Below are 18,529 nucleotides of genomic sequence, written 5' to 3'. Positions count from 1 at the left end.
TTTCTTAAAATTTAAAAATTCAAAAACTTTTTAATCAATTAAAAAACATCGAATGCGTTTTAAAAAATGCCCAAAAGAAAAGGGATAAGGTTTTACGCTTATCCCTGTTTGGGTTTTAGATATGACAATCAACAATCGTGATTATATAGTCGCTTGGAAAGCTCTTGAGCAAGGCTTGGTTTTTGTTTTCCCAATCTTCTTCCTTGCGAATATCCTGTCCAAACATGCCACACTCTGAACCTGTCCAGTCGCCTATTTCATCACCACTGGTCGCATCTAAGAAACAGTATGTACCGAATGGGTTTGCTGATTTTTTAGCTAGGAATTCTTCACGGCTCACCAAAAATTCATCAAATTCATGTCCGAATATGCAAAACAAGTTATCCGTATCATTGGCTTTCATTAATAAGATTGCATCTTGGTTGTGATAGAAATTACGCTTATCGTTCACTGATCCGATTGATTCATCAGACCAAACATCAGCCCATGACCGCCAAGTACGTGAAGCATCACCGATACACTTCTCAAAATAGTCATAAACACGGTTAGCTTCGGTTTTTAAGCGGTTGATTTCGGTTTCAAAATCTAGCTCACCAATCGGACAGCTATCCACTTTTCGTCCATCAAGACGCAACAGCATGTTTTTCCAACGTCCTCCGATTTCATACCAATCGTATTTCGGATTCGGGTTGGTGGTGGTGAAGTAATCGACCACTTTGCCATCAGCATCAAGCTCTATCCATTCTGTCCAACTTTCATCAGGTTTTTCACCTGTCAAAACAGTTGGCGTAACTTCTTCGTTATACCAATTAATGAACTGTTGAAGCTCAAACACTTCAGTACATGGCACATCTTTTTGATGCCATTGAATGAACATGCCTAAATCACGAATGCGACTTGAGTACGTACCATCATCGTTTTTGACCTGTACCACTGATAAATGCTCACCGCCGTTCGGGAAGTCAGCAAAAATATCACCTTTGTTGTTTTTGATGGCATCAAGCTCTAAGTCTGTTGCATCACGCACGAAACGAGGGTCGTCAAGAAACGCATAGCGTTCTTCACCATCATCTAAGATAGGCTTTGAGTTTTTCATCAAAGTGATTTCTGTCGATTCGTATTGGTCTTTAATTTCGTCCAATGATGATTCTGAAATGCAATATTTGTTTTTAATGCCTGAGCATTCAAATTCGTAAAATGGTTCTAGGGCATCTACAACATCACCATCAGGGGTGGTAACTACTGCAACTGTGAAATGTGACATTTTAAAATCTCCAAGTTTTGAGCCGTGTGCTCTACATCTGAGATTCCATAATAGCTATTAAGTGGCGTTTATAACTTTTTCTTAAAATATAAATGAAGCTGAATATAACAACGGTAGTGGTTCAGCAATGAAAATATTTTAATCAATTAAAATCACCGTATACGTTGAATAAAAGTAATATCAATTATTTCTATTTAATGAAATAAAATAAGGCTCACATATTAAAATAACCTGATTACATAGATCTATATCAAAAAAAGCAATGTGGCATAAATGGTGCGATATATTTAACTTTTCTGATAACCACTTATAGCCTAATCTTCTTGCTTGGTTTTTTGTTAGGTTCGGGTGTGTAATTAACTTTCTTTGCCATAAGTTATCAAAAAAATAATGTGCTTTTTTTCTGCAAGCTCTAAGTTCTTCATCTGCAATATATCCTAATGGTCTACCATCGCTATTAATTCCAACATACTTTGAACAAATAGGGCATATATAAGATTTATTTACTAATTCTAACTGAACTTCGCATTCAAGACATTTATATGATGGTAGGTGAATATTATTATGCCAGCCAAACTTAGACTCTATGCTATCTAGTGGTGCGGATATTTTATTTAATGGGCTATTTAAATAAACAGATAATTCTTTTAGAACACCAACATTGTTGCAACTATTAGCCCACCACAATAAAAAGTTATATTTCTGCTTTAAAATAACAATATTTTGAGTCTGGCTTTTCCAATACTGAAAAAGTACATTTATGTGTCTACCTTTAATCTCATTTGATCTAAGCCTGAACGTGTTATATCCGAATGATTTTAATATTGCATCACATTCTTTTATTAAGTAAAAGTTGTAATGCATCAGGTGATCTTCATTTGTATTTTTACTTTTATTCTGTTTTTTATTTAGTTCATTAAGCTGATAACTTAAAGTCATAAGGAATCCTATATTTAGGGTTTATAATTTATATGTTAAAGAAAATAAATAAAAGATGGCAATATTTAATAGTTGCCATCTTTTTGAGTTCTAGTTAATGATTAAATATATTCTTCAACCGTACTGGTCATAAGTTTTTTCATCTTGTAAGGTTTGTAATGAGGAATATAACAAGGCTTGCAAACTGATTCATAGGTTTTGGTATCAGAATGATAATAAAAACGATCCAGTGGTTCATAACCGTTGCAATGATGGCAATAACGCTCAAAACCCAATGAAGTGAAGATCATCTTCTCCATAAATGCTTGTTTTTTATGTTTTGCTTTAAGTGTGGGTGAGTTTTTGACTTCACAAGAACAGATGTAATCTTGGTAACTATCTAACTCTGGTGATTCTTGGTATATACGAACAAACCGACTTAAGACATTAGGATCAAAAATATTCCATTGCTGGTCATGTTCTGAAAATAGGAAATATCCATCTGCACCTGATGGCATTTCTTTACTGTATTTCGAGTAATGGATAACATGTTTTTCCGTTGGCTCAAAGTCATTCAGGAACATTCTCAAGGTATTGAGGTTCGGGAATTGGACTTTCATTAACTGTGCTTGAGTCACCAGATTGGATCTTGATTCGTAGTTCACCAGAACCATAAGTTTACGGCTTTTGTCGATTCTGCCGATGATGTAATTATAGATATGATCAGACATTGTATTTTCTCCTATTCCATAGAGATCCATGTTAAGAACATGGATCATTACCAAAAAATGCAATGAGATCGTTGCTCTGGTAGCTAAACTGCAATTCGGTGTAGTCCATTTTCAGTGTGCTATCTAAGTACGGTGTAATGTCGAGTTGCACGAATGAATCAATAAATTCATTTTCTGCGCCATACGCATCTATTGAGCCTTTGAACAGCTCCAGTACATTGCATGTTACATAGTCGCCAATTTCTGATTTATGTGTCTTACATGATGGTAGTAGTGCCAAGTCATTCAGGATCACTTGAACATGAGTGCCATCATATGAGCCTTGATATAGGCTGTAATGTTTTTCAGGATTCAAGATACATTCAAGAACTAAATCAAAGTTGTTGCTGTAAGAGTTACGCGTAGCGACATATACACTTTCTGCTACTGGCTTTTCAACTTTGGTGAGTGTGATTGAGTCTGAATGCTCATAAGCGAACAAAATAGGGTCGTCTACGTCTTGTTCTTCATCTGGCTCAATGTCCATTAACGCCAAGCGTCTATCTTTGGTTTCTTGGTCGAGAATTTCCCAACCATCGATAGATAAAGTACCGCCGTCAGCAAGTTGAATGAGAACAGGGGTTTCTTTGTCCTGATCCGTATTGTCCAGAATGGTGAAGATCCCTAGTAATCGAACCCATGAAGTGATTAACTGGCAAATGGGTAGGTTTTCATTAATTTCATGGCGATTCTTGCAAGACTCGCTAAACATCGCCAGATTTTCAGGGTGATTAATATCAATATAGACATTGTGCAAAACAGCATCAGCACTGGTGTTGTTTGGTGCTTCGTAGCTCAATTCAATCAATAAGTATTTTTTAGACATGATCAATATTCCTTAGTACAAAACTTCAGTGCCAACAACGCAATCCAAAAACTTACCTTGCAGATCAAATACTAAAAATTGTTGCAGTTCTTTTTGTGTCGAGTGGATGTTAAAAACAGGCACAATCAAGCTGTCTTTTTCAAATAGGTTATGGTTGTTAATGACGAAATCATGAGCTGAATAGCAATGACCTTGCAGATATACACCGCAACGCATCAGCTTATCTAAATCAAAAGATTGAGAGATGTAGTGAACATCTTCTGGTGCATATTCACTGGCAATATCTCGGCTATATGCAAGATTGACTTGCTTGACCAAGCTTTGTTGAAAAAAGTCGCTGTCATGCACTTCTGAACGTGCGATGTCAGTAACAACTAAAATGGGTTGTGTTTCCCAAAAAATGCTGAGCAATTGATTAAAATCAAGATGCTCAGGGAATTGAACTTTTGAAGTAATAACGCCCCAATCATCAAGGGTTAAAGATAGAAAGTTTCCGTAATGATCAAGCGGAATAACCGTTAATACATTAAGGTCTTGATGCAATTCTTCGTTATACGAAAAATCAGCAAGGGAATGACCTGTATTTAATTCAGGATTCACAATAATGTTTAATGTTTTAGAACGGTTTGTAAAAAAATCAAGTAGGCTTTTCATATCTTCAACTCCAAGTTATAAGCAATTGCTTAGGTATGAATTAATTATATTTGTGAAATATCCCTTAAAAACTTTTCTCAAATTACTTATGGAACTGGCAATGAAAAATTCCAATATTTTTTTAATCAATTAAAAAACATCGTATACGTCATAAAATCTAAAGGCATAAAAAAAGAGGGTAGACCTTTATTGGATCTCCCTCTATTTGTTTAATGGTTTCTTATGACAGGTTGTTTTTAAAGTACTCAATCAGTCTTAAATAAACAGTGTTCGCCATAAAATGTGAGCTATGCAGCGCATTAAAATCTGCGACATCTTCAAAACATTCAGTCAGTAATGCACTGGCGAAACCTTTATTCCATGTATTGAACTTTTCCAGTTCTGCATCTGACAGCAAATCATATTGAATCATGTCATTAATGGCCTGGCGTTGTAAATTAATCGCCACATCCATGACTTCGCCCTCAATCAATGCATGAGAATCATCAGGATTGAATCTAAATGATTCGTGAGCGTCTGCGATGACTTGAGCCTGTAACGGTGCATTGACTTCAATGCAGTAGGCTTGTGACTTGTGTTGGTGAAATAAAACGACATCCAGTTCAATGTTAAAAATAAACTGCGGATCTGCTTTGGTTGCTACGCCAATCACATTGATGACGCAACTTGGTAAACCGTCATACGCTTGGGTGAAGCTTTGTAGCAAGTGGCGCACATTAGCAGTACCAGCATTAAATTTTTGTAGTTGCATTGTCGTATCTCCAAGTTTTAAGCAATGAGCTTTGATGTAATAATTATATCGGTGCATGTAGACTGAATAACTTTTCAGTAAAAGTATTTCGGCTGATAGGCTCATGATTTCAAGTTATTTTTAATCAATTAAAAACACCGTTTACGGCCATCATCTTATGAAAGGAATAAGCTATGGGTGCTTATTCCTGGTGGGTGTAATTAGTGCGGTTCTACGTCATACGTGTTTTCATTTTCTTTAAGTCTGGCTTTTTCACGCTTCAGTCTTAAACGCTCCTGATGTTCCCTGTATAGGTTGGTGAGTTGACCGACTGGCAAATGTAGAAACTTTAGATCAATGTTTCTTACCCAACTATCAACAGCAAGCTTTTTGCTTTTTTTAACGTCTGGCACTTCGTAATGATCACGCTTGATTGCGCCTTTTACGGCATTTAACACGAGATCCGCGGTAGCTTCATTCCAGCACTTGAATAATTTAATGCCTTTAAACGCCTTATATTTTGCTGGTACTTTTTCACTGTACTTAAACAGCTCTCCAGTAGATGTCACGGCGATAAACCAGTCACAACGGACAAGCTTCATCGTTTCTATACGTTTTAATTCGTTTTTTTCTCTTTGTTGTTCTATTTCTTGCATATTTGCAAAGCCGAATAAGTCAGGGTTGTCAATTTTCATAGTCGCCATTTGAATTTTTTATACCTCTCAATGAACGTTCGGATCTCAAAAAAACCTAGCATTGGTTGGTCAATGCTAGGTGTTGTGTTTATTGGTCTTCAGGCATCATAAAAGTAATGATAGGCTCACCATTCACACCAGGCCCAACCGTAGCAATATTGGTGATTAAGGTGTCAGAAAAGGTATGCGGTGTATCTTGTAGAGCATATTTAAACTTAACGCTTTGGTCATTAAGTGCAACTGAACCACGAACGCTCATGTTCAACATATCAAAGATGGTATATCCCATTAAATCATTGATTTTTTCTGCATCAGCTTCCGTACCATTCGGAAAAATTGCTTTTGCAGCTGTCAGGTGCTTGTTATACAAGTTGCTTGTAATATAAACAGGGAACTTATAGAACTGTTTGCAATCTTTGGCATGTTCTTCTTTATCGCTAAGGCAAATAATCACGCCCTCTTCTAAAGCGTCTTGTAAAGAAAAAACAGTGATGACTTCAGCACCAGCGAAAAAATTATTCATAATAGCTACTCCATGTTTTAAGCAATTGCTTTTGATGTTTTAATTATAATAAATCCATAAACCTTAAAACTTTTTTTTAAAAAAAAGATAGTATTTATTTAGGTTTAACAAATATAATTAATATAGCTTTTAATATATATGGGGTTTTAGGTGGTACTAACAGGAACAATTAAAAAATATAATAATGAGCGTGGTTTTGGTTTTATATCTACGAGTAATTTTGGTGATGTATTTTTCCATATTAAGGATTTTCAGAAAGGCGAACAGCCAATAGTAGGTCGAGAGGTCTATTTCGAGGTAGTTAAAAAAGAAAATAAAAATAGGGCAATCCATGTTTACTATTCCGACCATGAACAAACGCATGACAAGCAAAAATCATTGCCACTATATCTATGGATAATTTTTATTAGCATAGCTATTGGGGTGGCATATCTAGGTAGCATTCAATTAAAGAAATATCTATATAAAGATAATCAAACTACAAATGTTATATATCAAAAGCCAGTAGCCTATAAGTGCGATGGTCGTAAGCATTGCTCTCAAATGCGATCTAAAGAAGAAGCTGATTGGTTTGTGAAAAACTGCCCAGATACCATGATGGATGGTGACGGCGATGGCGATGCTTGTGAAAATGATTCAAGGTGGTAGTTGTATAGTTTCAGACAATAAAAAATGAGCTATTAATACTTAATTAATAACTCATTCCTTAGGTTGATTTTAGATTTCTGCCAGTGTTTTACCGTCTTGTAATTCATTAATCTGCGCCAGTGTGACAGCTTGAGCGTCATATTCTTCTGTCACATACGATAAAATTTCTTCTATTGAGCATTCACCAACTACACCCCAAAGCACAAAATTGGTATGGGTTTTTTCATTCCAGACCTGCTCAACTTGTTCTAGATCCAGATGCCCAATACTCACCAAAAGGTCATAAGCCAATGCCCAATTTTCGTAACGGCTGACAGATTCATCAATGATAGGATCATCAGACATTAAATAGGTCATCATTGCCTTAGCTTTACAGAACTTTTGCATTGTTTCGTTTAAAGTTGTCATAAACATCATCTCATATTGATTGGTTTAAAATCATTTTATGCTGACAGGTGGTGTCAAAAACTTATTCAAAAACAAAATTATTCCAAACCATTTTTAATCAATTAAAAAACATCGCTTGCGGTTTTCATCCTAAAAAGGTGCCAAATGGCACCCTAATTTACAGCGATCCACAACCCTCCTTGTTGAATGCGCCTGGTGGAACCGTCCAGTTATCCGTGAACACTGGTAGGTAATAACTTTCAATTTTGGACTGTACCAGTGCTTCCATATCCTGAATGTCGAATGGCTCAATGCCATTGCTCAGACTGACGACATCGATCTTTGAGCGACTGATCGTACAATCAAACTTTTGTTCATAACCAGCGATCAGCTGAGCGCGTTCCGGGTAGTAGGTGCTGATGGTTGACCAGATTTTAGGACTGTTGAAGATACAGGTCATGCATGAGCTACGGCCCCAACCTAAGCGATATGGCACTGGTGGCGTAACCTTGTACTTCTCCAGTAACGCCCATACTTGCTCTTCAGTGAAGTGAAGCACGTTCTTCCACCAGTCAACGCGTCTTGCTTTCTTACCGCTTCTACGGTCGCATGGGTGCGGTTCTAGCTGGTTGTACTTACTGCGGTTTGGCGACTCTTCACGGCGTTCACCAGTGATAAAACAAATGTTCTTGCCGTCAAAGCGTTCTTGGTTGTTCAATGCTCTGCGTCCGACATCGATCTTTAACGCTGAAGAACACCAGCGCGTCATGAGGCTGGCTGCTTGTTGTGGGAACTTCAAGCGTGTGCCTGGTTTACTGCGGTTGTTGTCGCGTTCAAGCTTAATTAAGCCCTCTGGTGTTTCTACGAAGTGGGGTTTTGAGTAGCTGTTTTCTTTGAGCATTTCGCCAAGGAAACCGCCCTCGAGCCAACTGAAGTACAATGGTGTGTCGAATGCCTGAGCGAATGCTTTGGTATAGTTTTCCATGAACACCCAATCCATGAACGGCTGGTTTTCTTCATCAATTTTGTGGTGCCAAAGCTCAATTTTGCTTTTATCTACTCCAGCCTCCAGTAAGCGCAAATACGCTGCAATCGAATCCTTACCGCCACTTAAGCAGACAATAAAAATGTCATAGATACTTAGATCGATGTCTGGTGCTTCATGAAAAACATGCTCAGCCAGTTCTTTGTTTAGATCGGTACCAGACAGCAACTCCAGTTGCCCGGCTATTGTTGGGATGATGACTTGATCATCGTACTTATGCGCTGTATTCATTCGACTTACTCCAGATTTAAGGCTTTGTGCCTTGCTTGCTATGGATTAAGTATAGAGGGGTGTACCAGGGGAAAAACTTTTCTCAAAATTTAAAATTATTGAAAATATTTTAACCAATTAAAATCATCGTAAGCGGTTATAACGTCTAGCAAAACGGCATTGCGCCGTTTCGGTGGTTACTTATATTTTTGGATGATGCGTTCAATAAATCGAATCATTGTGTCCTTATCAATTTTTGGCCTGGTCGTAATTGTCATAGCTAAACATCACCAAAGCATCTTCCTGAGTGATGCCAAAAAACTCACGTACTGCTTTCCACTGGTAAACGACTGGTACAGTGACAACAGGCGCATCTTTTAGCTCTTCATTGCTGAGTATTTTTTCATACATGAAGATTGGCCCAACAGAACCATGAAAATTGAAACCTAGATTTTGGAAATACTCGACAGACGTAGCCCAACCAATCAGGCATCCTACAATATTTTTATCTAACAATTCTTCAGTGGTGAAACCTGAAAAGAAATCGGTGTGTTGTTCTGTATGGCTTGCGTCATAATCACGCCAAATGTCGAAATCAAAGCTTTCATCAGGAATGACCTCGATCACTAGCTCAATCAGCTTTTCTAAACGCTCAACGGTCGTTGCTTTGTTCATATCTGCTCCAAGTTTTAGGCGGTGTGCCAAAAGGGGTAGCGGTACATATTGGCGCACGTACCGCTGTTGGATTTACAAATCCAGTTGAATTAAGAACAGTGGTAAAGGTGCATCACTGTCTTGTGTAATGAGCATAGGCAAGAAGAAACTAAATCCCTCAAAAAACACGCCCATGTCGTAATCATCTTGAAAATAAAAGGGCTGTGAAGTGATACTGACATTCTCAATAGCACTAATTAGTGCCTCGATGTTGGTATGTTTTGCTGTATCAATCACATACACACGAAAACCGGCTTCTGTGGTGTTCGGTATCTGTTGTACTTGCTGTGGCAAGTAAAATCCAAGTTCGTTGATGGCACTGACGAGTTGCGGATTTTCAATTGTCATGGGTAGGTTTCCTTATTGAACTACTTTTGCGTTATTTAAATTTTGCAATGCTATATGCGTTAAACGCTGATTAATGATTTCGTCATACGGCGAAATGAAATCCTCTTGCCAGTTATGCATGAGATGTTCGATCGGGTATGTTTCCAGATATTCTTCTAATGCTTCATTCGGCTTAGGAACGAAAGCTAATGGCTCTTTAATGTTGTAATTGCTGGCGATGTATTCCAGTGGATCACAATCACCTGGTACGTTGACCTTAGCAACAAACTCAAGATAAGCACCATCGGGGAAAAACTTATTGAAGCAATCAACCACAACAGATATTTCACGGACTTCATCATCATTTAAGGTGAACTCACGGACTTCTTTATCCAGTGCAACAATTGAGCTAGATAACAGGTGGTCAAGGTCTTGTGGACGGATGTTTACACGATCAATAACATGGTTGATATGATCAATAATCTCGTCTTTGATTGGGTCTTCATAAGCGTAGTTGCTCTCAAAAATAATATGATCGGTATCTTCATAATTGAGGCCAAAAAACTCACGTACTGCTTCAGAACCGCGATAAACAACATTTGTTTTGAGTTCTTCATAAGTGAATGGCTCACCAGTATTCGCACGGAATGGTGCATAAAGGGGAACGCCGTCAAACAACATGAAGTTAAGTCTTCTAAAAGTAGCATCAGCTGTCGCCCAACCCATGACGCAACAATCAGCATCACTAAGTAAAAGCTGAGCAAATGTCACATTGTCGGTTTTTTCAACCGTGCGCCATTTGTCCAGATCAAAACGTTCATGTGGTACTTGCTTAATAATATTTTTTAAATGATTAAGCTTATCAAGTTGATGCATTAGAGGACTCCAAGTTTTAAGCTATTGCTTTCGATAGAGTCATTTTATTTAAAAAAATACTAATGAATAACTTTATTGAAATTAATTAACCGACCTCAAACACGTAATGGATTTAGGAAATATTTTAATCAATTAAAATCATCGTATACGTTTTAAGCCATGCTTGGACGGCGTATATACCGGTCTATTTTTCTAATGCACAAAAAAAAAGAGTACTTAAGTTCGGACTTAAATACTCTTAATGAGTTGGGGCATTATTTCCGATTGGCTAAGTTGAAAAATAGTGAATACATTGCATTCTTAAATAACCAAAAGGTGAGGGGATTATCCGCTTCATCTTTAGACTGGTGGCGAATGATATTCCAGTTGAAATACTTTTCTGAATAGCCCATGTGAGTGACATAAGCAAAATTACGAACGTCATTTTCTGAAACGTATTGGAATGCTTGTTTAAGCTCATTTTGGGCGTTTTGTTCGCCGTCATGGTCAAAAGCATCAGCTTCTAAGATAAGTTCGCGCATGCCGACCATCGCAAGGTATATGACTGCTTCAAAGTCATAGTTCATCATGCGTAGGAAGTGTTTTTTCAAAAAGGCTTCGTCAATGTGTTCAATTTCATTGTAATTTTTAAGTGCGCTTAGACCATGCACACCAAAGATATATTTAAGTACACGAAATTGAGCGCATAACGGCAAGTTTTCACCCTCCACATGTGAGCAAAGGGCGGTGTAGCGGTTCATGTCGATGACTGAGCTTAGAGATTGTTTTAAAGCGCCTAATAGCATTGTTATATCCTTTTTCGGGTTTTGTTTATTGTATGGTGTACGGTTAAGCAAGAAACGTGTTAACTAAATGAGTTGTGTCATGGTGTTGAGATAACTTTTCGGCATCCATGTCGTTATGTTCTTCATAGATAGTTTTTAAGGTTTTAATGGTTTCATGCATCAAGGTTTCATGATGCTCAGTATTGAATTTGAACTTTTGGCATTCTTTAGCAAGGGATACTCGAACCTTGAATTTTTCTAAAAATTCGATGGTTTTATTGGTGGTGTCGCTTTCACATCCAAAGTAACAAACATTATCAATATGCAATGCGGTTGTTTTCAGCATTAATGGATTTTTATTAAACACAAAATAAGCAAAAATGCAGCTTTCTCGACTGTTGTAAGTAATGTAAGACTTCTCAACATTAATTGCGTCCACTGATTTAAACCAAACAACGCCATCGTCATAGGTTTCAGCATGGCTTGAGAAAAGCATATAAATTAAGGTGTCGATAATTTCTGCGGTGCTGTTGCCGATAATTAAATGATTCAGACTTGAATCACTTCCGTTTGTAAATTGGTATTGAGCGACCACTTTATTTGCAAATTGATGTGCTGCGTTATTCATTATTCATCTCCAAGTTTCGGACAATATTTTCCTAAGGTTTTATTTTAATCTGAGCCACTTCATTAGAAATTTTTCTCAAAAAAAAGATTCTTTTTTCAAGAATCTTTTAATCAATTAAAAGCCATCGTATACGGATTAATCTAATTATCCGTAACTCGGTGAATCATCATCATTTGATTTATCCTGGTCATTTTCCTGTTCTTGATCTTGTTCTTCCGTATTTTCAAGCTTCAGGACTAGATCGTATGGTTCAATGATATTGTCAATGACTTTTAAAAGGTAAGAGAGGTCTTGTTCCATCGGTTCTAGGTTTTCATAGTTTTCACCGACATAAAGCTCTTGATCTGTCAGTGAACGTTTAAACGCATAGTTCCAATCTGATACGGCGACCTTGCTATATACCATGGTGTAACCAGCATCATTCGCCAGCTGGTTCATCATCAGTTTAGCAGCGCGACCGTTACCCTCTTCAAAAGGGTGAGCTTCATTTAACTTGGCATAAAGCTGAGTGAACTCTTGCACAAACTGGTCTTTGTCCAAACCTTTCAGGTGGTCTTTTTCTTTAACCGCCTGTGAGAACTTATTCAGTTCATCATGGATCAGGTTTTTATCTAGGAAATGACCGATTTCATAATTACCGTTCGGGTCGATCGCACGTTTAGATATGTCGTCCAGACGCACTTCTCCAGCCCAATCGTAAATATGCTCAAAGATTTTTTCATGGATTTTAGAGAGGTGGTCGAGATCGTAATTGCCACGTAACGGCGAAATTTCCATTTTCGCTATTCGATGTTCCGTGATTTCTTTTTCCAGTGCCTTTTTATAGTCGCCTTGCGCCTGGCAACTGGTAGGTTGAGATAAGATGTCTTTCGCATCTAAATAAAACTCAAGTTTATCGTCCATATTGTTCTACTTATGAGTGATTGGGTTTGGTAATCCGCTGTAAGCTAGATTAGGTTGTATTCGCGATGATTAGGCTTTGTTTTTAAGTGCATTCCATTTCTTCATCAATACAGCTTCTTCCTCGTCAAATGTTGTTTGACCAGTTGCTAAGCGCTCCATACGTGCGTTTGATGATGCTTCACATGCTTTAACAATGTGAGGGGAGAACTCTTGAGCTACATTGCCTTGAGCAGAACGGTATGCAGCACGTACACGGTCTTCGTATTTCACTTCTTCAGACATATCAGTTTCCTGTATCAACAATCTGTAAATTACAATAATTGTAACCCCAAACAAGGGGGCGATTCTTGCTAAATTGCGTATAAACAATCTGATTGGTATATACCGATTAACAAAATCAAATAAGATTAAAATTCCAAAAAAATCAAATATCGTATATTAAGTATATAATTTAAGTATATACAGGAAAGTCGTTAAACATGAACGTATTCAAAACACTAAAACTATCTGCAGTTGCAATAATCTCAGTGTCTATGTCGTGCGCTGTTTTAGCTAATAGTTCTTTAAATAACCTGAATACAAACAGCTTAAAATCTGCTGTTGCGCTTTCTCCTACTGCTGAAAACAAACGTAAAGTTGAGCGTTTGCTTAACACTAAAACACCGTACCAGATTGAAACTGGTGCGGTACTTAAAAAAGTGAAGTATTCAAAACACTTTAATATGAACGTTCAGATGTCTAGCAAAACTGCAGATAAATACTCTTCTGATGAAACTGACTCTTTAAACCGCTTTGTGAATGAAAAGATTCATCCGTTTTATTGCTCTGTATTCGCCAATGCTCCAGTTAAACCAGATCTGTATGTAGACATCGTGGACAAACAGGGTAAATCATTCTTTGGAAGTGCTGAGCGCTATTCAGATACTTGCCAATAGTTTTAAGGGCTAAATTTACATAGATCTGTTAACGCCGTTTTAGGCAAAGAAATAGACCGCTTAATTGCGGTCTATTTGTTTTTATACTGGCACCTAAAACCTTATGGAAAGGTCTTAGGTAGCACCGCTGTATAGCCTACGATCTTGCGTATTTTGATCTGCATATCAAGATTCAACGGCTGTACTGTCAACCGATTGAAGTAAGACTTAATCTCGCGCATCCACGCATGGAAACGATCATCACAATGACGCATAAGCTTCTTAAGGTGATTGCGGTCAGCTTCTTGTAAGAAACTGAGTTCGCTGTCGATTGACCAAAGATCAATATCCTGATCATTTATACATAACAAGTACTGCGTATCAACGACCAATGAAGATACCAACTTGCCTTGGTCTTGCTTGTAGATCAGCTCAAAATCAACTAGTGCATCTAAAGCGCCGTTGATATTTTCGATTTGAATGTCACGGCGTAAACGTACTGGTAGCTCCAGCAGTACAGTATTCTTATTTGACTGGTAATAATCAGCACGGACTTGGCTATCCCATGCAATATTTTCAAACATAAAATTTTGAAAAGAGGTGAGAGAATCTTCTTGTAGACCGACAACTTTTGTTTTAGATAAGATTTCAAAGTTCATATAATTTCTCCAAATGGTGAGCATTGAGCTCATACATTCATTATATTTCACTGTACCTTTTCAAAACTTTTTTCAAAAAATATAGATTGTTTTAATGCTGTCCACGTTTACATTACATAGACAATGGCAAGAAATCTAATTAAACTGACCTTGAATAAGAAATGCGTTCAAGTGATTTGTGTTTTTTTTATTCACCTTTCAATTTTAAAGAGCCAGGCGTTTTGCGTCTGGTTCTTTGCTTTCTGGTATATACCAAGCACATTTTTTTAATGTGCATTGACCAATCTCAATAGTAAAGTTTCAGTTTTAAACCTTATTTATCGTTACGATTAAGCCAGTTGCTAGATGGGCTTTAAGATATGAATGCATCAAGTACAATAGCTTTAATGGCGGTATCTATTGGTTTTCCAGTGGTATTAAACTTTGACTTTGCTTTTACTTATTTAATTGGTTTTGCCTTATTCCTCTGCACGATCGCTTTAATGTTTATGATTGTTTTTATTGTTCATAATGGTGCTGTGACGGAAAAGATTAGCGCAATAATTATAAGGATGTTCTTTTTTGCTGGTTATTGCGCTTGTGTATTAGGTGCGGTTTTGTTTACAAGATGCCTAGTTTAGTACGTTAATATTTAATGCATATTTGCTAAATAAGTAATACCCAAACATACAGATCGCTAAAGTAACTACCGTCACTTTACGCGTTGAGTTCACAACTTCAGCACTGTCTTTCTTGCTATTAAAAATACCAACTTTGACTAACTTAAACACTGAGTCAAAAAGGGTGATGGCAAACCACGTTCCTAAAAAGTAAATCGCCATGGTCAAATATTCCTGTTTGTGCAACACAAACTTATATAAATAGACCAGTGTAGTGACCACAATTAATGAAAATGAAGCGCCATAGTGCAAAGTTTTGACGGCATTGCGATGTTGTTTTTCATTGTTGATGTTAATCGCTGCGTTGATAAAACAAAAAATTGCCAATTGTCCAATGATGACGACAATCCCCATTGCAAATAATTGGATGTTAAGACCATAAGCCTTTTTCACTAAAATTACGGCGCTTGCAAACGCAAGGAACATTAAATATATGAGATATGGCATGATTCTCTTGGTATGAAGCGATGATATTGGATGATTCTAGGCTAAGGTTCAAAAAAAAAGAAGTATGCTGGTCGCAACATACTTCCGATCTGATCAGGCTTCTACGTTCTGATTGATATAGTTTTTGTAGGCTAATTTCACTTCACTTAAAAGGGCTTCTTTCAAAACACCTTTGTCTTTTATCGTTGGATTGTGCAAACCAAGTGACGCACGGCGCTGTTTAGTGGTGTTTTTATTAGCATCTGTTACCCAAACTGAGTCGATATAATCATCAACTAAAGCATGCAATTCGTTTGGTTTTACTGCATTGTCTAAATTGGAAAGTATAGCCTTATTGGTTACGATCGCTAAACTTTCATCATATTCTCGATAGCTTGTACGTAAAGTATTCTTAAAATGAAGCAATTGATCTTCAATTTTTAATTTACCGCCATCAAGCTCGATGTCGATTACAAATGTCGTGATTTTAGATGATAGACCTAAAACACCAACTGATTTAACGCGAACAATAGTATCCATAACAACTCCAAGGTTTTGAGCAATGAGCTCAGGTAAAACGGTTAAACTTTTGTGAGATCTGCTTCAATATCTATCAGCAATTCTTTTACTGCTTTCATGTGTGGCAATAAAGTATAGGTGTTCATTTCGCTATTAAATGCACCAGCTTCAAGTTGTACACCAGCAATAAACGGGTCATTGATTAAGTTGTTGCCAATGAGATGACTTAAGCAAGCCTGTACCAGTTCGTTATTTTCTTCAGACTTAACCAGTAGGGGATACAAAACCACGAGTATTGATAAATCACAAAACTCCATGTTGTTTGCATCAAGTAGCTGTTTAAGAGCATCCTTAATATCTTCGTTGAGAACCAACAGTTCTAAACCTTTTTTCATGTCTTTATAGGCGTTATCAATGGCCACTTCGGAAAAGTAAAACCAATCGCGCTGGTCATCGAGCATGAAGCTATCTAATGCAGCGATTTTCTGTAAGATCTGCAATTGTTCAGGGTTGAACTTGCGAATCGCTGTTCCATTGATTTTATGCTGTAACAACAGCTTTAACGCCGTTTGCGCTTGATCGTTTAACTGCTGTACTTCTTGATTGAAGAAATTGCATAACTGATTCGACAGATCTACAAAGATAGAATTGTCATAGCAATCAGGTACCACGTTTTGAGTGGATAGCAACATAAACCCATTTTCTGACAGCTCAGGATTCATATAGATACAAAGATTATGATCTTCGGTCAGCTCTGCAAAACCTTTTAAAGTGGTATATGCAATTTCATGATCAGGCAATTCAATACCAGCATGGATATTAATGTGGAAGCTTGGGCTTTGGTCGCCGTGGTCTTGATCTGCAGTACTGATCATAGATAACAGGGTTTCCAAAAGCGCCGTATTCTTACGAATAGGCGCCATAGCTTCATTAATTAAGATAAAGCTACTATTCATTAAAGTGCCTCCAAGAATAGTGAGCCCACAATATCAGTATTGAGTGGGTTAATTTCAATGAATTCGACCAGCTCCAGCGCTTTATCAAGTGTGAGTTCCTTAACGCGAAAATCAAAAAGTGTATCCACGCCAACGCCATCAATCACACAATATGAAGACATCAACTCTTCCAATTCAGGGATATTTTGATAATTTTCTTCAGCCAAGTTTTCCAAGGTCAAAAGGGCATTATCTACATGTGATTTGAACATGTGGGCAAGGAAGAAAGCTAAACGGTGCTCATGAGGTGCTCGAATGAAGAAATACTCACTATGCTCGTCATCGTTAGAATCCTGGCGTGACGCTTTAACCAAAAACAAAGGTAAATTGTCAGTACTGCCGTAAACTTCGTTAAAATCGATCGGGCAAAAATTAGGGTTTAAATTCATGAGCTTTCTCCAAGTTTTAAGCTATTTGCTTGATTTGGTTTCATTATATTAAGAATATGAACGGATAAAGTTTTTTTAAAAAATACTTATTTAAGCATCCAGAAAGAATTAATAATGACGAGCGCCATTGCAGCGCTAAAAATTCAAAACCTTTTTTAATCAATTAAAAAAACATCGTTTACGTTTTTAAGCGCAACTTTAAGAGATTTCTCTCTTAAAGGCTTGGTTTATTCAAAAGTGTTGGTGTATAAGTCGGTCTTAATAAGATTAAACACATACTCGCATTCAACAACGAGATTTGCATATTCATCATCAAAACATTGTTCATCTTCAAGCATAATTTCAAGATTTAAAGGCTCAATCACTGAATAAGGGTTTTTGACGCCAGTTTCTTTGTAATTTGAAATAATGACCTGAATAGCTCCAGATGCGAAGTCACCCTCAAGCGTATGGCTAAAGTAGAAACGGTTTCTTGTATCGCTGTGAGTGCTGTCGATAGGTTCTAAAGCTGTACCAAACTTGTAGGTAGTCAGCAACTCTATAACGTCTTGAGCAAATGTCGAGTTTAAAGGGGCATCACTTTTTAGGTTGAATGCAATGTCTTTAAACTGCTTCAAGATTTCTTGCTCTTTAGACTCGTTAAAGTTTTTGAAATATTCGTCAAACTTATGCTCACCATGATTCGACAAAAGTTTATGGTGGTAGTTGTATTCGTCTACCACGGTCAACAGGTCAAGTTTTTGCAATAATTCAAACTCGTCTTTTGTAATTTCTTTAAAACCTAAAACGTAAAAAGAATCACCGCTGATTTCCCAAGAGTCATAGCGAGTTTTAAAATCATGTTCTTCTAATAAGGTTTCAATGTCTTCAAGTTCTTCACTCTCATAGCTTGAATACTTAAACAGGGTGTAATTAACCAATGCCATTAAAGCTGGCACTTCTGAAATTTTCTTAGAGGCATATAAGCCGATATTAAAATCACAAATACGGATACCAATTGGTAGTGCTGATGTTTCGTTAATCGCAAGATTCATCATGAGATACTTGTGCATATTAATTTACCTAACAGGTTGAATGTATTTTTAG

The 18,529-nt window shown here is 37.2% G+C and carries 26 protein-coding genes; 3 read left to right on the top strand and 23 right to left on the bottom strand.

Annotated features, from left to right (window positions below; all coding sequences use genetic code 11):
- Positions 1 to 115: 115 nt before the first annotated feature.
- The 8 genes from KCV09_RS16025 to KCV09_RS15990 form a co-directional block, all read right to left on the bottom strand.
- Positions 116 to 1,264 carry a hypothetical protein gene (locus KCV09_RS16025; RefSeq protein ID WP_212515792.1) on the bottom strand — a complete coding sequence of 383 codons (1,149 nt, stop codon included), beginning with the start codon at positions 1,262 to 1,264 and terminating at the stop codon, positions 116 to 118.
- A 180-nt stretch (positions 1,265 to 1,444) separates the two neighbouring features.
- Complete coding sequence (locus tag KCV09_RS16020; protein WP_212515791.1) at positions 1,445 to 2,203, bottom strand: zinc-finger-containing protein; 759 nt, start codon at positions 2,201 to 2,203, stop codon at positions 1,445 to 1,447.
- A 101-nt stretch (positions 2,204 to 2,304) separates the two neighbouring features.
- Positions 2,305 to 2,913 carry a hypothetical protein gene (locus KCV09_RS16015; protein ID WP_033917498.1) on the bottom strand — a complete coding sequence of 203 codons (609 nt, stop codon included), beginning with the start codon at positions 2,911 to 2,913 and terminating at the stop codon, positions 2,305 to 2,307.
- Positions 2,914 to 2,944: 31 nt separating this feature from the next.
- A complete protein-coding gene (locus KCV09_RS16010) occupies positions 2,945 to 3,778 on the bottom strand; it encodes a hypothetical protein (protein ID WP_033917499.1) in 834 nt (277 codons plus the stop codon).
- A gap of 12 nt (positions 3,779 to 3,790) precedes the next feature.
- Positions 3,791 to 4,432: a hypothetical protein gene (locus KCV09_RS16005; RefSeq protein ID WP_038350028.1), complete on the bottom strand. Its 642-nt coding sequence runs from the start codon at positions 4,430 to 4,432 to the stop codon at positions 3,791 to 3,793.
- Between the two features lie 220 nt (positions 4,433 to 4,652).
- Positions 4,653 to 5,183 (bottom strand): hypothetical protein, encoded by a 531-nt coding sequence (locus KCV09_RS16000; protein WP_038350029.1) that lies wholly within the window; start codon positions 5,181 to 5,183, stop codon positions 4,653 to 4,655.
- 200 nt (positions 5,184 to 5,383) lie between these two features.
- Positions 5,384 to 5,857 (bottom strand): hypothetical protein, encoded by a 474-nt coding sequence (locus KCV09_RS15995; protein ID WP_227504915.1) that lies wholly within the window; start codon positions 5,855 to 5,857, stop codon positions 5,384 to 5,386.
- A gap of 88 nt (positions 5,858 to 5,945) precedes the next feature.
- The gene (locus tag KCV09_RS15990; protein WP_038350030.1) at positions 5,946 to 6,380 is read right to left on the bottom strand and encodes a DUF6573 family protein; all 435 of its coding nucleotides are present in this window, start codon (positions 6,378 to 6,380) and stop codon (positions 5,946 to 5,948) included.
- Positions 6,381 to 6,530: 150 nt separating this feature from the next.
- On the opposite strand from KCV09_RS15990, the gene KCV09_RS15985 reads away from it, so the two are divergent.
- Positions 6,531 to 7,028, top strand: a complete 498-nt coding sequence (locus KCV09_RS15985) for a cold shock domain-containing protein (RefSeq protein ID WP_038350031.1) — start codon at positions 6,531 to 6,533, stop codon at positions 7,026 to 7,028.
- A 69-nt stretch (positions 7,029 to 7,097) separates the two neighbouring features.
- Here the strand turns inward: KCV09_RS15985 and KCV09_RS15980 are convergent, their stop codons facing one another.
- The 9 genes from KCV09_RS15980 to KCV09_RS15940 form a co-directional block, all read right to left on the bottom strand.
- Positions 7,098 to 7,373 (bottom strand): hypothetical protein, encoded by a 276-nt coding sequence (locus KCV09_RS15980; protein WP_228267120.1) that lies wholly within the window; start codon positions 7,371 to 7,373, stop codon positions 7,098 to 7,100.
- A 220-nt stretch (positions 7,374 to 7,593) separates the two neighbouring features.
- The gene (locus KCV09_RS15975) at positions 7,594 to 8,691 is read right to left on the bottom strand and encodes an adenine nucleotide alpha hydrolase family protein (RefSeq protein WP_042892735.1); all 1,098 of its coding nucleotides are present in this window, start codon (positions 8,689 to 8,691) and stop codon (positions 7,594 to 7,596) included.
- Between the two features lie 228 nt (positions 8,692 to 8,919).
- Complete coding sequence (locus KCV09_RS15970; protein WP_228301599.1) at positions 8,920 to 9,345, bottom strand: hypothetical protein; 426 nt, start codon at positions 9,343 to 9,345, stop codon at positions 8,920 to 8,922.
- A 72-nt stretch (positions 9,346 to 9,417) separates the two neighbouring features.
- The gene (locus KCV09_RS15965; protein WP_044111919.1) at positions 9,418 to 9,732 is read right to left on the bottom strand and encodes a hypothetical protein; all 315 of its coding nucleotides are present in this window, start codon (positions 9,730 to 9,732) and stop codon (positions 9,418 to 9,420) included.
- A 12-nt stretch (positions 9,733 to 9,744) separates the two neighbouring features.
- On the bottom strand, positions 9,745 to 10,587 hold the full coding sequence (locus KCV09_RS15960; protein WP_212515790.1) for a hypothetical protein: 843 nt from the start codon (positions 10,585 to 10,587) through the stop codon (positions 9,745 to 9,747).
- A gap of 254 nt (positions 10,588 to 10,841) precedes the next feature.
- Positions 10,842 to 11,423, bottom strand: coding sequence for a hypothetical protein (locus tag KCV09_RS15955; RefSeq protein ID WP_228301598.1), 582 nt, complete (start codon positions 11,421 to 11,423; stop codon positions 10,842 to 10,844).
- Complete coding sequence (locus KCV09_RS15950) at positions 11,416 to 11,979, bottom strand: hypothetical protein (RefSeq protein WP_125272339.1); 564 nt, start codon at positions 11,977 to 11,979, stop codon at positions 11,416 to 11,418. Before KCV09_RS15950 ends, KCV09_RS15955 begins: the two co-directional genes overlap by 8 nt.
- Before the next feature lie 144 nt (positions 11,980 to 12,123).
- Positions 12,124 to 12,882, bottom strand: a complete 759-nt coding sequence (locus tag KCV09_RS15945; protein WP_212515789.1) for a Fic/DOC family protein — start codon at positions 12,880 to 12,882, stop codon at positions 12,124 to 12,126.
- Between the two features lie 69 nt (positions 12,883 to 12,951).
- On the bottom strand, positions 12,952 to 13,164 hold the full coding sequence (locus KCV09_RS15940) for a hypothetical protein (RefSeq protein WP_047471675.1): 213 nt from the start codon (positions 13,162 to 13,164) through the stop codon (positions 12,952 to 12,954).
- Between the two features lie 197 nt (positions 13,165 to 13,361).
- On the opposite strand from KCV09_RS15940, the gene KCV09_RS15935 reads away from it, so the two are divergent.
- Entirely contained in the window at positions 13,362 to 13,817 is a 456-nt protein-coding gene (locus KCV09_RS15935) for a hypothetical protein (protein WP_125297765.1), read from the top strand.
- Between the two features lie 101 nt (positions 13,818 to 13,918).
- Here the strand turns inward: KCV09_RS15935 and KCV09_RS15930 are convergent, their stop codons facing one another.
- Positions 13,919 to 14,455 carry a hypothetical protein gene (locus KCV09_RS15930; RefSeq protein WP_125297764.1) on the bottom strand — a complete coding sequence of 179 codons (537 nt, stop codon included), beginning with the start codon at positions 14,453 to 14,455 and terminating at the stop codon, positions 13,919 to 13,921.
- Between the two features lie 359 nt (positions 14,456 to 14,814).
- On the opposite strand from KCV09_RS15930, the gene KCV09_RS15925 reads away from it, so the two are divergent.
- The gene (locus tag KCV09_RS15925; protein WP_198054718.1) at positions 14,815 to 15,075 is read left to right on the top strand and encodes a hypothetical protein; all 261 of its coding nucleotides are present in this window, start codon (positions 14,815 to 14,817) and stop codon (positions 15,073 to 15,075) included.
- Here KCV09_RS15925 and KCV09_RS15920 read toward each other — a convergent pair.
- The 5 genes from KCV09_RS15920 to KCV09_RS15900 form a co-directional block, all read right to left on the bottom strand.
- Positions 15,067 to 15,561 carry a hypothetical protein gene (locus KCV09_RS15920; protein ID WP_227553480.1) on the bottom strand — a complete coding sequence of 165 codons (495 nt, stop codon included), beginning with the start codon at positions 15,559 to 15,561 and terminating at the stop codon, positions 15,067 to 15,069. The genes KCV09_RS15925 and KCV09_RS15920 overlap by 9 nt on opposite strands.
- 93 nt (positions 15,562 to 15,654) lie before the next feature.
- The gene (locus KCV09_RS15915; protein WP_047471664.1) at positions 15,655 to 16,080 is read right to left on the bottom strand and encodes a hypothetical protein; all 426 of its coding nucleotides are present in this window, start codon (positions 16,078 to 16,080) and stop codon (positions 15,655 to 15,657) included.
- A gap of 41 nt (positions 16,081 to 16,121) precedes the next feature.
- On the bottom strand, positions 16,122 to 17,015 hold the full coding sequence (locus KCV09_RS15910; protein ID WP_212515788.1) for a hypothetical protein: 894 nt from the start codon (positions 17,013 to 17,015) through the stop codon (positions 16,122 to 16,124).
- On the bottom strand, positions 17,015 to 17,443 hold the full coding sequence (locus tag KCV09_RS15905) for a hypothetical protein (protein WP_044100166.1): 429 nt from the start codon (positions 17,441 to 17,443) through the stop codon (positions 17,015 to 17,017). Before KCV09_RS15905 ends, KCV09_RS15910 begins: the two co-directional genes overlap by 1 nt.
- A gap of 227 nt (positions 17,444 to 17,670) precedes the next feature.
- Positions 17,671 to 18,480, bottom strand: a complete 810-nt coding sequence (locus tag KCV09_RS15900; RefSeq protein WP_228274671.1) for a hypothetical protein — start codon at positions 18,478 to 18,480, stop codon at positions 17,671 to 17,673.
- Positions 18,481 to 18,529 lie beyond the last annotated feature (49 nt).

Source organism: Acinetobacter soli (assembly GCF_018139125.1).
GTDB lineage: Bacteria > Pseudomonadota > Gammaproteobacteria > Pseudomonadales > Moraxellaceae > Acinetobacter > Acinetobacter soli.
Note: the sequence above shows the minus strand (reverse complement) of the source record. Positions and strands in the feature narration are given on the sequence as shown.